Consider the following 16,063-nt stretch of genomic DNA (forward strand, 5'->3'; position numbering starts at 1 on the left):
CAAGTATTTTAATATCTTTCATCACCTGCTCTTTATTTAAAATAGAAATTCTGTGTTGGCGCATTATAACGCCCCCTTTAAAGAGCGCACTTTTCATTGGGTTGTTTTTTATTATTTTTTGACTTGTTAAATACCAATCAGGCCGTAAAGGCGACCTGATTGGTAACGTGGGTGAGAGTATTATATCTAAGGTCTTTTTAATTATTCATCCCATTTGAGCCTGCCCCCCGCCTGGTATTCAATGACGCGGGTTTCAAAGAAATTCTTTTCTTTTTTGATATCCATCATTTCACTCATCCAGGGGAATGTGTTTTTCGCCCCAGGGAATTGCTCCGGTAAGCCGATTTGCACACAACGTCGATTGGCAATGTATTGCAAATAATCTTTGAACATGTTGGCGTTTAAGCCTAAAATGCCGCGAGATATAGTGTCTTTCGCGTATTGGTATTCCAGTTCAGTGCCTTCAAGGATCATCTCAATCACTTCTTTTTGAAAATCCTTTTTCCATAAATGCGGGTTTTCAATTTTAATTTGATTAATTAGGTCGATACCGAAGTTTACATGCATGGATTCATCGCGCAAAATATATTGAAATTGTTCGGACGTTCCTGTCATTTTACCACGGCGACTCATAGCGAGGATTTGTGTGAATCCCACGTAAAAGAATAACCCTTCAAAAACGACATAGAATGCGATTAAATCGCGTAATAAACGACGGTCATCTTTTGGCGTTCCAGTTTTAAAATTAGGTTCGGCCAAACTTTGGGTATAAGGTAATGCCCATACGGCTTTTTTGGAAACCGCTGGTAGTTCCCGATACATATTAAAAACTTCCGCTTCATTCAATCCGAGACTCTCGATAATGTATTGGTAAGCGTGTGTGTGTAGGGCTTCTTCAAACGCTTGGCGCAATAAATATTGGCGGCATTCAGGATTAGTAATATGCCGATAAATCGCGAGCACTAGATTATTAGCGACTAATGAGTCGGCAGTCGAAAAGAAACCGAGGCTGCGTTTTACGATGGTTCGTTCATCGGCGGTTAAGCCATTTGGGTCCTTCCAAAGAGCGATGTCTGCAGTCATGTTAATTTCATTGGGCATCCAATGATTGGCGCAGCTGGATAAGTATTTTTGCCAAGCCCAGGTGTATTTAAAAGGGACTAGTTGGTTAAGGTCGGCGTGACAATTAATAATTTTTTTGTCGTCAACGCGAATTCGGGCAGCGCCCATTTCGAGTTTTTCTAGGCCTGTAGCGCCACTTTGCACAGTTGTACCGCTACCAGTTTCCTCCTCATCAGATTCTTCGTTTTTTGGGGAGAATTTTTTTTTGGGCATAGCTTTAATGGCCTCGGGGTCATTATAATCATCCCAATCAAGTAAACTGCTTATTTCTTGATGAGTTTGCATCGATTCTCCTTTTTATTTATAAGTGGTTCAGAACCATAACTTTTTAAAGGATTTATTGACATGCTTCGCAGTCGGGATTATCAATAGTGCAAGAGTTAGGATTATTTTCCCCCGTTACTGCATTTAACGTTGTGTCATGAATAGTGGCTTTTTCGGTTCCTGTGGCTCCCATACTGCGCAGATAATAAGTCGTTTTCAATCCGCGCAGCCAGGCCATGCGATACAAGACATCCAATTTTTTTCCCGAGGGTTCAGCCATGTACAAATTCAATGATTGAGCTTGGTCGATCCATTTTTGTCGACGTGAAGCGGCTTCAACCAGCCAGCGTGGTTCAACCTCGAAAGCCGTGGCATATAATTTTTTAAGCTCCGCCGGAATACGATCAATTTTTTGAATGCTGCCGTTGTAATATTTAAGGTCATGTACCATTACGTTATCCCATAGTTGGCGACTTTTAAGTTCGCGAACTAAATAAGGATTGATCACGGTGAATTCTCCCGACAAATTCGACTTCACAAATAAATTTTGATACGTCGGTTCAATCGATTGAGAAATACCACAAATATTCGAGATCGTTGCTGTGGGCGCGATGGCCATGACGTTGGAATTGCGCATACCGTGTGCAACAACTTGCTTTCGCAACGCATTCCAATCAAAGGTTTGGTCGGTATTTTGTTCGAAATATTTTCCGCGACTTCTTTTCAATAATTGAATGGAATCGATAGGTAAAACACCCTGGCTCCATAAAGAACCTCTAAAAGTTTGATAGGGACCGCGTTCTTTAGCTAATTCCATCGATGCTTGGATAGCGTAATAACTAATTGTCTCCATGCTTTGATCGGCAAATTGCACGGCGGCTTCTGAAGCGTAGGGAATATTTTGCAAATATAACGCGTCCTGAAATCCCATCAATCCAAGTCCAATTGGACGGTGTTTGAGATTGGAAGTGCGTGCTTGTGGGACGCTGTAATAATTAATGTCGATGACATTGTCCAGCATTCGGATCGCCGTTTTTGTTGTTCGTGCTAATTTTTCAGTATCGAGTTTGCCATCTTTCATGTGATTGACGAGATTAATACTGCCGAGATTGCAGACAGCAATTTCCTCGCGGGAGGTATTTAATGTAATTTCCGTGCATAAATTCGAGCTATGAATAACGCCAACGTGTTGTTGCGGCGAGCGAATATTGCAAGCATCTTTGAAAGTCACCCAGGGATGTCCCGTCTCAAACAGCATGCTTAAAATCTTTCGCCACAGTGAAATCGCGGAAATAGTTTTTGAGCGAATTTCACCGCGATGTGCTTTTTCTTCGTAGGTGACGTAGGCGGTTTCAAATGTTTCTCCAAATTTATCGTGTAAATCAGGTACCTCGTCTGGAGAAAATAAAGTCCACTGCCCATCCTCAAATACCCGCTTCATAAATAAATCTGGAATCCAATTAGCTGTATTCATATCGTGGGTTCGGCGGCGGTCATCGCCTGTATTTTTACGCAAATCCAAAAATTCTTCGATGTCCATGTGCCATATTTCTAAATAAGCACAAACAGCGCCTTTGCGTTTACCGCCTTGGTTTACGGCAATCGCCGTTGCATCCGCCACGTTGAGAAATGGCACAACGCCTAATGATTTTCCATTGGTGCCTTTAATATAAGCGCCCAGCGCTCGCACCGGAGTCCAATCGTTGCCTAATCCACCCGCGTATTTTGAAAGCAAAGCATTGTCTTTAAGCGCGCCGTAAATTCCATCTAAACTGTCTGGGACCGTCGTTAAAAAACAACTGGAAAGTTGAGGAAAAACGGTGCCTGAATTAAATAAGGTTGGGGTTGAGCTCATAAAGTCAAACGAAGAAAGAACATTGTAAAACTCAACCGCACGTTCGTTGCGCGCTTCGCCTTCACTTTGAGCTAAGCCCATAGCGACTCGCATGAAAAAAACTTGGGGCAATTCAATGCGCACCTGCTGGTGATGAATTAAATAACGATCATAAAGCGTTTGCAGGCTTAAATAAGTAAATTGTTGATCGTGTTCGGATTTTAGTGCTTGCGCCAAATAATTCAAATCAAAAGTTTGTAAATTGGGATGCAGATGTTCAGTCTTGATACCGTGGTGGATAAAGTTTTTGAATGCCTCGGGGTAATAACGGGCAATATCTTCATGCATTAAATCCTGCGGGAGATTAAGTCCATTTAGCACTTCGCGGTATAAATCATGGAGCAATAAACGTGCGGTCACATAAGTGTAATTCGGTTCGCTTTCCACCAAGGTGCGGACCGTCATGACGAGCCCTTTGTAAACATCTTTTAAAGCGACTCCGTCGAATAAATTATTTTTCGTTTCTTCAAGGATTTTAATGGCGTCGACACCTTCTAAATCGCTGCAAGCGGAGCGCACCATGCGCGCAAGCCAAGATTGGTCCAGCAGGGTGGTAGCGCCATCGTCGAGAGTGACGTGAATGGTATTTTCGGCTTCGTTCGCTTTTTGTTTTTCACGTTGTTTACGGCGCTCTTCTCGATAGAGCACGTAAGCGCGAGCGGCTTCGTGCAAGCCGGCGTACATGAGTGCCAGTTCGACCTTGTCTTGAATCATTTCAATATGGAGGGCACCGCCGGATGGCCAGCGTTTGTGGAAAAGATCGGTAATCTGATTGGTTAACCGCGACACGATTTCTTGAACACGGCCTGATTCAGCCGCTGTTTCCCCCTCAACGGCTAAAAAGGCTTTTTTCATGGCGATCGTGATCCGGTTAGCGTCATATTTCACGATCCGTCCATCGCGTTTGATCACTCGCAATTGGCCAGGTTGAATGATTTCGATTAGATTCCCCTCGGAGTTGCCGCCACCGAGCGTTGATCTGTTTTCTTTTATATTAGTTTCCATGAGAGAATATCCGGGTTTTTTCATTGGTTTTTGGGTAAATAATTGATTTTAGGATTTACAACCTCTCCGATGGGGTCCTCCTTGAGCCACAATATATAGGCATTTTTTAAGTTGTCAAACACAAGATAATGTGTTTTAGTGTGAATTGCAAGTAGAGTAAGACGGGGAAAAGCTGTGGATAAAATGGGGATATATTCTTACTCACAACACTTTCAATTTTAAGCTTCGTCATTTAGGCACGCTGCGCACTTAGTGTGGTGGGTCCTCCCCTATGCGGGGATGACGGGCTTTAGGTTTTTTGGTCTTTACCCTTTATGGGTAGTTAATATTATTTAAGATAAATAATTTACGCAGGCGAAGATAGTAGTTCTGATTTTGAGAGTCTGCCTAGGGGAGAATAAAAGCTATCCGCTTTGTCTTGGTCCATGCCGCTGGAAGAATTGCCGGAAATATCCACCTCTCCCTTTCTAGTGCGATACTTGTGTATCCCCATGCGCCTCATGGTTGGTAAAGCCATTGGAATCAAGTTCATGACTATCTGCTTTTTCAAAGGAATAACCATCATCATCACCTTCTTTATTTTCGCCCTTGCCTGCGGCCTGGGTCTTGCTCTTCTTCCGGAAGCAACCCTGCTTCAGGCAACGCTCCTTTTTCAGGGGGTTCTGTTTCTGAAGACGTTTCTTCGTCAGGAGGAGCCGTTAATGGCAACTCACCTGTTGAGGGAAGATTGGTTTCTTTGAACCACTTCTTCAAGTGGAGTAGCTACCAAAGACGCGTCTTCTGGTAAACTGGTTTCAGTAGAAGAAGGGACTGGCGCCTTTTCTACTATTAACCCTGAAGTGTTTTGAGCAGAAATATTCTCATCAACGACAGAAGTTCCCGGAGCCACGGCTCCCGAGAGCAAGCCGCTTGTGGGAGGGCTTCGGCGAATTCGAGCAAAGATTCGGCTTCCTTCTCGGACGGTTTAACGAGGTGATTAACAACGTTATCGGTATGCTAAAAAAATGAGTCTAGACTGCTGTGTAATGCATCGGAACTAGAAAATGCCCTATTGGATATTAAAAAATTTACATCTTCCGGGATGTGGGCGGGTAAACCTCCACCGAGGCCCCACAATTAGGAACAACAACGCTCCCTAAATGAACATTGACGTTTTCCCTCACGAAAGATTGCACATTTATTTCATCGGCGTGTTTCTCGTATTCTTTAGGTCTGAGCCCTTGTTTCAAAAGAGAACCCACGCCGGCTTTTCATGAGTAACCATAAACGTGACCACTTGGGTGAGTTAACTGAAACTTCCCTCCCCCTTTTATCTCTATACCTCAATTCATAGCATAGTTATTAGCTTTACTTCGTTAACCAAATAATTAGAAAAGAAAATCTCGGTTTTGATAAATATTGAAAGCCGTCCTAGAATAAAAATATATTTAAAAATCTAGGCTATTTACTACGTTGCTTATCGATATACATGGCTTCGTCGGCTTTGGAGATTAGCATTTTGATGTCTTTTATAGGGCCTGTTTGCTATCCGATGGAAAAATGCCCCGTTTTAGGTTCCAATTCTCTCAAAATGGATTCAAGCTTTTTAAGTAGACTTTGTTCGGCTTCTTTTATCGAGGAGGCATCGTTATGGAAAGCAAGATAAAGGAATTCGTCGCCTCCAATTCGAAAAAACAGATCCCTTTTTCAGGCTGAGGAAGTGATGAGGCGGGTGGTTTTTTGAGTAATTGATCGCCGGCACGATGGCCATAGTCATTGTTAACAGCTTTGAAATTGTTTAAATCAAGTAGGAAAACGCTAATTTTCTTTTCGGTATAAACAGTGAAGGCTTTCTTAAAAGTTCCTCCAGTTTAGTAGAGTTGTAGGCCCCTGTTAGCGGATCGCGTTGGGAAGGGGGGTGGTATCAAGTTTTCAAAAAGTGAGCCGCTAATGAGGGCCACGGCTGAGAAATTAGCGACAAAATAAAAAACAATCCTCTTCAGAAAAGTGAACATTATTTTCCAGATTAACGAGTTCGAGAACGACCTAATAATACATCTTTGAGTTTAATTGGGACAGCAATGATCGAACAGGTTTTTTTAAAGAATTCATCCATCTTTTTGCTAAAGCGAGGATCATTTTAGCAATCTCTAATAAAAGGAGATTTTCCAGTTTCGCCGACGATGCCCGCAATACCTCCGCCCACTTTTTAGGCGAATGCCTTTAATTACCTCTTCATCTAAACCTTTAGTTATAGAAAAAAATAACTCATCATCCACTGAGTCATAACGCAAGAGACTCAATTAGTAGAGGTAAAAATTTCTACCTCTTGCATGATTTTTCAATAACGGTATCTCCCGCAGGGAGAGATAATTAATTCGCTTATGTGTGAAAATAGTAACCATAATTTCTTTTGTTGAATGGAAACCATAAATAAAGACGTAAAAAATCCCTATTTTAGTAGCGGTAATGTTCCGATTTAAAAGGTCCTTCGGGATCAACTCCGATATAGTCGGCTTGTTTTTCAGTCAATTTTGTTAATTTTGCGCCTACCCGTTCTAAGTGAAGTCGAGCGACTTCTTCGTCAAGTTGTTTGGGTAAAACGTAAACCCCGATAGGATATTTTTCAGGGTGTTGCCACAATTCTATTTGCGCGAGCACTTGGTTAGTAAAGGAGTTGGACATAACAAAACTAGGGTGTCCCGTTGCACAACCCAAGTTGACTAAACGACCCTGAGCTAATACCGTAAGACGTTTTCCGTCACGGAAAATAACTTGATCCACTTGGGGTTTGATATTCATCCATTGGTAATCTTGTAAGGAAGCAATATCGATTTCGTTGTCGAAATGACCAATATTACAAACGATAGCTTGATCTTTCATTTTCAGCATATGCTCATGAGTGATAATATCGATATTCCCCGTTGCTGTTACAAAAATATCAGCGCTGTGAGCCATTTCATCCATGGTAACAACGTGGTAACCTTCCATCGCTGCTTGTAAAGCGCAAATAGGATCGATTTCTGTAATATAAACGGTAGCTCCATAAGCGCGTAATGATTCGGCGCAACCCTTGCCGACATCCCCATAACCACAAACCACCACGCGCTTACCAGCGATCATAACGTCTGTAGCGCGCTTGATAGAGTCGATTAATGACTCACGGCAGCCGTAAAGATTGTCGAATTTAGATTTGGTGACAGAATCGTTGACGTTTATGGCGGGGAATTTTAATACGCCTTCCTTTAACATTTTGTAAAGACGGTGTACTCCCGTGGTCGTTTCTTCAGAAACACCCCGTATGTTTTGGCATAATTCAGGGTGTTTTTGGAGAGTGTAAGTGGTTAAGTCGCCGCCATCATCAAGCAGTAAATTGGGCGTCCAACCTTTGGGCCCTTCTAGAGTAGACGCAATGCAACGCCAATATTCTTCTTCGGTCTCTCCTTTCCAGGCGAAAACGGGAATGCCTTTTTGAGCGAGGGCAGCAGCAGCGTGATCCTGGGTGGAAAAGATATTACAGGAAGACCAGCGCACCTCGGCGCCTAATAATATCAGAGTTTCAATTAAGACGGCCGTCTGAACGGTCATGTGAATACAGCCGGAAATGCGTGCGTCCTTTAAGGGCTTTGCATTTTTATATTTTTTGCATAATGCCATTAACCCTGGCATTTCCGTTTCAGCAATTTCGATTTCTTTACGGCCCCAATCAGCCAGGTTGATATTGGCGATATGGTAGTCTTGTGTCATTGTTGCTGTTTGCATGTCATTTTCCATTTCAATTGGTTACGTTTGCAGCGGCTAAACCGGCGGCTTCGCGGAGCATTTCGGCTTTATCGGTTCGCTCCCACGTAAACTCAGGTTCTTCTCGACCGAAATGTCCATAGGTGACGGTTGCCTTATAAATGGGCCTCAATAAGTTCAATTCTTCGATAATTTTGCCAGGGCGAAGATCAAAATGTTCTTTAATTAATTGCTGAATGCGGGCTTCGTCAATTTTCCCCGTGCCGAAAGTTTCGACACTGATTGAAGTGGGGTCAGTAACGCCAATTGCATAGGAAACTTGTATTTCACACCGATCAGCGAGGCCGCCAGCCACGATATTTTTGGCTACATAACGGGCAGCATAAGCGCCTGAACGATCCACTTTGGAAGGATCTTTTCCAGAGAAACACCCACCACCGTGGCGTGCCATTCCGCCGTAGGTATCGACGATAATTTTTCGACCGGTTAATCCGCAATCCCCCACCGGGCCGCCAATAATGAAGCGTCCTGTCGGGTTAATAAGGAAGCGTGTGTGCTTATCGAGCCAATGTGGGGGAATAATGGGTTTGATAATTTCATCGATGACCGCTTCCCTCAAGCTTTCTTGGTTGATTTCGGGGCTATGTTGAGTGGAAAGGACGATACAGTCGGCGGCGACGGGTTTTCCGTTTTCGTAACGCAAGGTTACCTGGGATTTCGCATCGGGACACAGCCAAGGGAGCCGACCATTTTTGCGTAACAGCGCTTGTTGGCGTACAAGGCGGTGGGCATAGGTGATGGGAGCCGGCATAAAAACATCGGTTTCTCGGGAAGCGTACCCAAACATTAACCCTTGGTCGCCTGCCCCTAATTCTTGGTCTTCACGGCCATCGACACCCATAACGATATCGGGCGATTGTTTTCCAATGGCAGTGACAACAGCGCAAGTTTCTCCGTCAAAGCCAAGGCGGGGGTCGTTATACCCGATTTGTAAAACAGTGTTTCGGATAATTTGTTCTACGTCCGCCCAGGCGTTTGTAGTAATTTCCCCAGCCACAAAAACCATTCCAGATTTTACGACTGCTTCGCAAGCCACTCGACAGTTAGGGTCTTGGCCAATCAGGGCATCAAGAATGGCATCCGAAATTTGGTCAGCTACTTTGTCCGGGTGACCTTCGGAAACGGATTCTGAGGTAAATAAGGTCGTGTGCGTCATTAAAGCATCCCTAAATTAATGTTTCAAAAACATAGAGTAAGTTGTGCCAACATGGTAATAAAAAATTATTTGAATTGCATCCGATTTTTTGGAGTGATATGTTAGATCACGCTCACAAACAAAAATAGGAGATAAAAATGCGACGTTTACTCATCAGTCTCAGCATATTTTTGTGCATCTTGAGCGGAAGTACCACTTACGCAACAACGCAGCAATCCCAACAGTCAAGTCCTCCAGTTAATCTTTACGAAAAACCGCAATTCAACGCGAAAATTTTAAAAACACTCTCACCAACTGTGCGCTTTATTCCTATCTATCATCAAAAAGATTGGGTTAAAGTAGGCGATCCGTGTAATGGCGAGATAGGTTGGGTGAATCAAGCACAATATCAAAAAGCGCTTAAAGCGTATTATCAGTCCAATGTTCAAACTGTACTTATTTGGACGGAGCATAACGAACAAGGAAAGCCTGCGATGGATATTGTGGCTTATAAGGACGGCAAAAAATTAACTGACAAGGAAAGTCAGAAATTGTACGATCAAATTAAAGCGCAACAAGCTAAAGAATTCCATTATATGCAGCGTGTTTTCTGGCACATGGATGATTTAATGGCGCAGGCAAATGCCGGCTTTTTCTCATTGGATGACCGTAGACCTTGGGATGATGATTTTATTGGTTTCGGGCCAACGGTGGTGCAACCGCTAATTATCCTCAAGCCTTCGCACAACGTTTCTCACCCCGTGTCGAGTGATACGAAGTCGAATAAAGTTGAGCAATCTAAAGCAAGTTAAGCGACCCTCATATGGCATTAGACAATGTTCTCGGAATGACGGCGCTTATCTTTAAATTTTTGTCGTGCGCTAAGCCGAATGATTTTAAGTCAATGAAAATGGTTTATTTTGGCCTATGGCAGTTAGGTGACCTTAGAATCCTTGCAAATTAACACCTTATGTTAGATTTGCAAGGATCTTACCTCGCTTACTGACTTTCAAAGCTTTTAACGGCGTTGGAAAATAATCCAGCAGTGGCTATCCTTGGAGCACGACAAGTGGGAAAGACAACGCTCGCACTTGAAGTTGCTAAAAAATCTTCTGTTTACCTGGATTTAGAAGAAGCGCCTCCTGACGTGGCGAAACTACAAGACCCAACCGCTTACTTTAGTAATCAAATGGGAAAGCTTGTTGTTTTGGATAAAAATCTAGCGCATGCCAGAACTCTTTTAAAGTACTGCGTGGAATCATCGATCAACGTCGACAGCCCGGAATGGGTAATTGGCAATTTTTAATACTCGGTTCAGCTTCTCGGGATCTCTTGAGGCAATCTTCCGAAAGTCTAGCAGAGGTCGCATCGCTTACCTTGAAACTCACGGGTTTAACTCCTCTTGAAACAAACGCAGTGACGCCTTCTGCATTGAACCAGCTTTGGTTGAGAGGAGATTTCCAAAACAGTTATACAGCCATTTCGGATCACGTGAGTGCAACGTGGCGAGAGAACTTCATACAAACTTATCTAGAAAGAGATATCCCGCAGTTTGGGCTTCGGCATTCCTTTTCGGTTACTTTGCGACGGTTTTTGACCATGCTTGCCCATTTTCAAGCTACTACGGTGAATATTTCCAAGCTAGCGACTAACCTTGATCTCAGCAGTACGACTATCAAGCGTTACCTTGATTTGTTGGTTGATCTTTTGTTAGTGCATCTATTGGAACCCTGGTATGCCAACAATGGTAAGCAACTGATTAAATGGCCTAAAATTTATATCCGTGATAGTGGCTTGCTTCATCAATTATTGAACATTCCCGATTTTGACGCACTCTTGGCTCACCCTGTAGTGGGTGCGGGCTGGGAAGGTTTTTTGGTAGAGAACCTTAGCCATGGCCCCCGATCATACCGAGACTTCTTTTTATCGAACTGCTGGGGTGCTGAAATCGATGTATTGCCGCACATGCCTGGACAAGAATGTTTGGGCCATTGAAATTAAGCGAACAACGGCGTCCAAAGTAAGAATGCGGATTTTACCAGGGCTGTAAAGACTTAAACCCGACCCGACGCTTTGTGGTCTACAGTGGCGAAGAAAGATTTCCACTCTCGCATCAAGTGGAAGCTATTCCTTGTTGGATTTGACGCTGGAGCTTCGCAACTTTAGCTAAAGTTATCCTGACTTCCAGATTTTTTGTGGACGCCAAGAAGGTTTGATATTTTCAAATAGTTAGAATGATTCTTTTGCGAAAATACGTACTAAATCTGAAAGTCAGAAAAACTTAAAACCCGACAACCCCCGCTAATTCGTCCTCCCCGCCTTCCCCGCCTATGCGCGCACAGAGTACACGCTGCGCGCTAAAAGCGCGCCTGGACTCCCGCTACACGAGATCATGCAGTTTAAAATGGAAATAGCTATGATTTCTCGGTAATGAGATGGTACGGACTTAGGGCTTCTGCAATACTAATTCCAAAGCTTTTTAAAAAGCACTAAGTCTATACCAACTCCGGTTCTCCCGCCCTTGTCATCGCCGTTTCGTCGAAGGCATCTACATAACTGGCGCAATTCAAAAACCGCGCCGCCCATGTCATCAGCCGAGTAAATACTAAAAAGTATCACAGAATCGCCTGTCCGTGGATGCTTATTTGCTCGTTGTGGTTTACGCCCCTCAGAATTTTAGCCTGGAAAACTGAATAAAATAAATGAATCTGTGGGAATGAGGGGCTTTAAGTTTTTTTAAAGAGCTGCTTCTAGATCGTGGCGCAAATCAGTTATCGCTTCGATACCGACGGAGAGATAAATAAAACCATCGCGTTATGCCCAGTTTTTGGCGTTCTGCTTGTGGAATGGAGGCGTTGGTCATTATGGCGGGGTGTTCGATGAGGCTTTTAATTTCGAATAGCATCCGGCAAAATAACTAAACGTCGTTCGCCTTCTTTCAATCGTTGAACCGCTTCGCAAGCCGCCAAAACAGCTGATCCGGAAGAACCGCCCAACTAACAACAGCCCCCCCTTCACGAATTAAACGGCGCGCCGTTAAATAAAGAATCTTCGTCGTTAATTTTGACGTATTCATCGATTAGGTTGTTGTCTAGCACGTCGGGGATAAAATCATAACCATACTTTCTACAAGGTAAGGTTTAATTTCATCCCCGCCCCCTAGAATAGATCCAATGGGGTCTACGCCGATGATTTGAATCGAAGGATGCACTTTTAGTTTTTTTCGCGACTCCGATGACGGCCCCTGTGCCAACGCCCATTACCACTATGGAAAGATTTTCGCCCATGTCCTCCAAAATCTCTTAGGGCTGTGGTTTGGTAATGGATATCGGGATTTTCACTATTGCTGTATTGATCGAGAATGTAAGAATTAGGAATTTTCTGCTTTAAACGTTTAGCGAGTGAAATATGGCTTTCGGGATCATCATAGGCTGCTTTTGTAGACGTTCGATAAATGGTTGCGCCCTGCGCTTTTGTAAAATGACTTGTTTTTCGTGGCTTATTTTTTCTGGCATCGTGATGATAACTCGATAGCCTTTGACGGCTCCGGCTAAAGCAATACCGATCCTCGCATTGCCAGAGGTTGGTTCGATTAGTCGTATCCGCCCGGTTTAATTTTTCCCCTGTTCTTCGGCCGATTCAATCATAGCAACGCCAATTCAATCTTTAACGGAACCGCTTGGATTGAGGAATTCGCATTTGCCATAGAGTTCGTAAGGAAGAGATTAGCCAATTCGATGCAAGCGCACAACCGGCGTTTTGCCGATAACTTGAAGTATATTGTCAAGAACCATGAATGGCCTAAACTAGGATATTGTGTTTAATACACGCAGCATATGATAGTTTATAATAGAAACAAAAAGGAAGCGTTATGTTTGACCCAAGACAGATTAATGACATTGTCAACCGATTATTGGGTTCGATACCGCCTGGGGTTAAGAATTTGCCAAAAGATCTTGAAAAAAATTTTAAAAGCATATTGCAACAATCATTTAGCAAAATGGATTTAGTGACGCGCGAAGAATTTGATGCCCAGGTTAAGGTGTTGGAACGCACGCGAGGAAAATTGGAAGCACTCGAAAAAAAGTTAAGTGAATTAGAAAATCTTCAATCGTAGTCTTCAATGTCGCTTGCTATTGTGCATAGTTGGTAGCACAGAGGTTGACTCCTCCTGTAAGCGTGGGGGGTTCATATATCGAATGGCATGCCAGTATTTTTATTGTTTAGGCTTACTGGAAACTCCTGTTTAAGGAAAGCCATCATCGCATTCGTAGTGCCATTATCAGGCTATATTTTGCTTATAATAACTTTACATAATTAGGATATAAATAAATGTGATTTTCTTGAAACTTTTTAGAAGAAGCCTTTATTGTTACCTTGGAAGCCCGCAAGGGAACGCTGCGGTAATATCAATTTCCACAAGCCCGTAATTATAATTAAAGTTGCCATTGGCTTGCGGCAATGAGGTAATCCTATTTTCTTTACCAAATCATCAATGGGTTTTTGGATCAGGCGTTTCTAAAGAGCAAATTCTGCTACTTAATTTTGAAGACGATTGGCTACTGCCTATCGAGGTCAAAGCAATTGGAAGATTATTATACGTTTTTATAGTTTATATCCCGAAAATCACAATCGCTTGCGTTATCTGTTTTTAAACGAAGTTCAAAATGTGAAAGATTGGCATTTAGCGGCGTATAGCTATTTTAAACGTAAAAAAACGCAACTTTATTTGATAGACTTGTCAGAGAAATTTCTCAGTAAAGAAATTAACACCGCGCCGCGAGGCGGTTCATTATCGCTCGAAATTCGGCCATATTCTTTTCAAGAATATTTAGGGGCGCATCAGATGGAAATAGATAGCGGTAGACCCTTTAGACAAAAAACCCTCGATATCCTCTATCAATCAATATTTAATTTACCCAATTATTTTTCGCGTGGTGGATTTCCGGCTGTGCAGCACATGCCTATTATCAATGAATAGCGGGAAACGCTGCAGGGATACATAGATATGGTGATTTTAAGAGATATTATTGAGTGTTATAATGTGACCAATGTTGCGTTGTTAAAATATCTCACAACGACTTTATTGAAAAATACGGCCACTGTTTTTTCAGTGAATAAATTTTATAACGATATAAAAAACCAAGGTTACAAAGTGAGTAAAGATACAATTCATACTTATTTGGATTAGTTTGAAGACGCTTTTTTAATTTTTACTGTGCCTATTTATTCCGAATAGGGGGATAAAATAGAAAAAACCCAAAAAGATTTATGCAATTGACAACAGTCTGATTAATGCTATTTCAATTGGTTTGAATAATAATTATGAATTATGGAAGATTGTCGGAAAATTTAATTTATTTGAGCTCCAGGCGACGAAACAAAAGTATTTATTTCTACGACAGCCAATAAGGGTACGAAATTAACTTTGTGACCGTGGATAAGACGGGTTATCGTGAGTTAATCCAAGTGAGATGGGATACATTAGAGACGAAAACCTTAGAAAGGGAAAAGCGCGCCATTCGGGAAGCCAAAAAAGAGTTGGGTATTAAAGGCAGGATAATCACGGCAAGGGAATATTAAAAGAGATTTGTACTTCTTACTAATGATGCTGGTAGTTTTAAACACCCTCCTTATTGAAATCCTGCTAGAAATCATCAGCATATTGTGATTAACTGTGTTTCAATGTTGAACAATTCAAAAAAGCGGGTTTTAAGTGTTTTCGGTCTGATAATGATCAACGTCATTGCTATCGACAGTTTGCGCAATTTTCCGACAAATGCAGACAATGGACTGACTATCCTTTTATTTTATCTCATTGCGGGCTCCCTTTTTTGGTTCCCAGTGTCTTAGTAACGGCTGAATTGGCGACGCATCGGCCTAAAACCGGGGGAGTTTATGTTTTGGTACGAGAGGCATTTAGACTGCAATTGGCCTTTTTCACGATTTAGTTGCGGTGGATTTATAACGTTTTCTGGTACCTCACGATTTTTTTATCCTTTATCCCTGTCAATGCTGCTTATTTTTTTAATCCAGCGCTAGTCGCCGATAAAGCATTTATGTTGCCGATGATTTTCGGTATGTTTGTGTTGGCGACGATTGTAGGCACCATTATTCCAACGAATGGCCTTGATTATTCTATTGGGTGCTGTTTGGTTGTTGATGAAAAAACCGTTAGCCATCAGTTTAAACTGGCATAATTTTATTCCTCATTTTAGTCATATTCCTAATTTGGCTTTTTTAGTAGTGGTGTTTTTTTAGTTTGATGGGAATTGAAGTGTCAGCGGTTCATGCCGAAGAAGTGAAAAACCCTGAACGAGATTATCCGCGCGCCCTTGGGTATTTTATTGATGCAAGTTATTTTAGTTGTTTTTCTATGTTTGTTATTTTTATTAATTCTTTCTTTTAATACTTCTTATTGGATTTTAAGCAATTTAACAGCACAGTTGACCTTAATTTTTATATTCCATTTTTTGCTGCAGCGATTCGATTACGCTTTAAAATTGAAAGAAAAGAAAAATGTTTTCGAATTCCGGGAGGGAATTTTGGTATTTGGTTGGTAGAGTGCATGGAAATAATCGCCTGTATCGCTGCTATTTTAGTTGGCTTTATTTCGCCAGCAGGTGTAAAATTTATGAAGCGATCCTAGTGAGTGGTCTTATTCTTTTTTCGCTACCCCCATTTGTTATATATGCGATTCAAATACGAAAATTAAGCGTCACCACTATCTCTCAGTAAAGCCCGTCATCTTCGTGCGTAGGCCGCCTACCGATAGATAAAGAATGGAGGCTTCACACACACAGCCGAAGTCGCGGGGATTGTGGGTCTCCATCATGATATATAAATAGCGTTAAGAGAAATCC

The 16,063-nt window shown here is 42.3% G+C and carries 10 protein-coding genes and 5 pseudogenes; 7 read left to right on the forward strand and 8 right to left on the reverse strand.

What is annotated here, in order from left to right; all coding sequences use genetic code 11:
• Positions 1 to 201: 201 nt before the first annotated feature.
• The 3 genes from FIV31_RS04785 to FIV31_RS04795 are packed head-to-tail and all read right to left on the reverse strand — an operon-like array spanning position 202 to position 4,407.
• Positions 202 to 1,407 carry a ribonucleotide-diphosphate reductase subunit beta gene (locus tag FIV31_RS04785; protein ID WP_280123999.1) on the reverse strand — a complete coding sequence of 402 codons (1,206 nt, stop codon included), beginning with the start codon at positions 1,405 to 1,407 and terminating at the stop codon, positions 202 to 204.
• A 52-nt stretch (positions 1,408 to 1,459) separates the two neighbouring features.
• Positions 1,460 to 4,285: a ribonucleoside-diphosphate reductase subunit alpha gene (locus FIV31_RS04790; RefSeq protein WP_280124008.1), complete on the reverse strand. Its 2,826-nt coding sequence runs from the start codon at positions 4,283 to 4,285 to the stop codon at positions 1,460 to 1,462.
• 20 nt (positions 4,286 to 4,305) lie between these two features.
• Entirely contained in the window at positions 4,306 to 4,407 is a 102-nt protein-coding gene (locus tag FIV31_RS04795) for a hypothetical protein (RefSeq protein ID WP_280124000.1), read from the reverse strand.
• A 303-nt stretch (positions 4,408 to 4,710) separates the two neighbouring features.
• On the opposite strand from FIV31_RS04795, the gene FIV31_RS04800 reads away from it, so the two are divergent.
• Complete coding sequence (locus tag FIV31_RS04800) at positions 4,711 to 5,025, forward strand: hypothetical protein (RefSeq protein ID WP_280124001.1); 315 nt, start codon at positions 4,711 to 4,713, stop codon at positions 5,023 to 5,025.
• A gap of 887 nt (positions 5,026 to 5,912) precedes the next feature.
• Here FIV31_RS04800 and FIV31_RS04805 read toward each other — a convergent pair.
• The 3 genes and pseudogenes from FIV31_RS04805 to metK form a co-directional block, all read right to left on the reverse strand.
• Positions 5,913 to 6,695, reverse strand: a pseudogene (locus FIV31_RS04805) (diguanylate cyclase).
• 26 nt (positions 6,696 to 6,721) lie between these two features.
• Positions 6,722 to 8,038, reverse strand: coding sequence for an adenosylhomocysteinase (gene ahcY / locus FIV31_RS04810; RefSeq protein ID WP_280124002.1), 1,317 nt, complete (start codon positions 8,036 to 8,038; stop codon positions 6,722 to 6,724).
• Between the two features lies 1 nt (position 8,039).
• Positions 8,040 to 9,221 (reverse strand): methionine adenosyltransferase, encoded by a 1,182-nt coding sequence (gene metK, locus FIV31_RS04815; RefSeq protein ID WP_280124003.1) that lies wholly within the window; start codon positions 9,219 to 9,221, stop codon positions 8,040 to 8,042.
• A 137-nt stretch (positions 9,222 to 9,358) separates the two neighbouring features.
• Here metK and FIV31_RS04820 point away from each other — a divergent pair, with 137 nt between their 5' ends.
• The 3 genes from FIV31_RS04820 (at position 9,359) to FIV31_RS04830 (ending at position 11,195) form a co-directional block, all read left to right on the forward strand.
• The gene (locus FIV31_RS04820) at positions 9,359 to 10,012 is read left to right on the forward strand and encodes an SH3 domain-containing protein (protein WP_280124004.1); all 654 of its coding nucleotides are present in this window, start codon (positions 9,359 to 9,361) and stop codon (positions 10,010 to 10,012) included.
• Between the two features lie 215 nt (positions 10,013 to 10,227).
• The gene (locus FIV31_RS04825; protein WP_280124005.1) at positions 10,228 to 10,506 is read left to right on the forward strand and encodes an AAA family ATPase; all 279 of its coding nucleotides are present in this window, start codon (positions 10,228 to 10,230) and stop codon (positions 10,504 to 10,506) included.
• Positions 10,507 to 10,532: 26 nt separating this feature from the next.
• Positions 10,533 to 11,195, forward strand: coding sequence for a DUF4143 domain-containing protein (locus tag FIV31_RS04830; RefSeq protein ID WP_280124006.1), 663 nt, complete (start codon positions 10,533 to 10,535; stop codon positions 11,193 to 11,195).
• A 741-nt stretch (positions 11,196 to 11,936) separates the two neighbouring features.
• On the opposite strand, the pseudogene FIV31_RS04835 reads toward FIV31_RS04830, so the two are convergent.
• Both FIV31_RS04835 and FIV31_RS04840 read right to left on the reverse strand, forming a co-directional pair.
• Positions 11,937 to 12,093: pseudogene (locus FIV31_RS04835) on the reverse strand (PLP-dependent transferase); the annotation flags it as partial.
• Positions 12,089 to 12,994: pseudogene (locus tag FIV31_RS04840) on the reverse strand (cysteine synthase family protein). The pseudogenes FIV31_RS04835 and FIV31_RS04840, both read right to left, overlap by 5 nt.
• A 77-nt stretch (positions 12,995 to 13,071) precedes the next feature.
• On the opposite strand from FIV31_RS04840, the gene FIV31_RS04845 reads away from it, so the two are divergent.
• The 3 genes and pseudogenes from FIV31_RS04845 to FIV31_RS04855 all read left to right on the forward strand — a co-directional run bounded on the left by FIV31_RS04845 (position 13,072) and on the right by FIV31_RS04855 (position 15,938).
• Positions 13,072 to 13,317: an accessory factor UbiK family protein gene (locus FIV31_RS04845; RefSeq protein ID WP_280124007.1), complete on the forward strand. Its 246-nt coding sequence runs from the start codon at positions 13,072 to 13,074 to the stop codon at positions 13,315 to 13,317.
• Positions 13,318 to 13,568: 251 nt separating this feature from the next.
• Positions 13,569 to 14,806: pseudogene (locus tag FIV31_RS04850) on the forward strand (ATP-binding protein).
• Positions 14,807 to 14,867: 61 nt separating this feature from the next.
• Positions 14,868 to 15,938 (forward strand): annotated as a pseudogene (locus FIV31_RS04855) (amino acid permease).
• The last annotated feature ends 125 nt before the right edge of the window (positions 15,939 to 16,063 follow it).

Source organism: Coxiella endosymbiont of Ornithodoros amblus, assembly GCF_019425495.1.
Taxonomy (GTDB): Bacteria; Pseudomonadota; Gammaproteobacteria; order Coxiellales; family Coxiellaceae; genus Coxiella.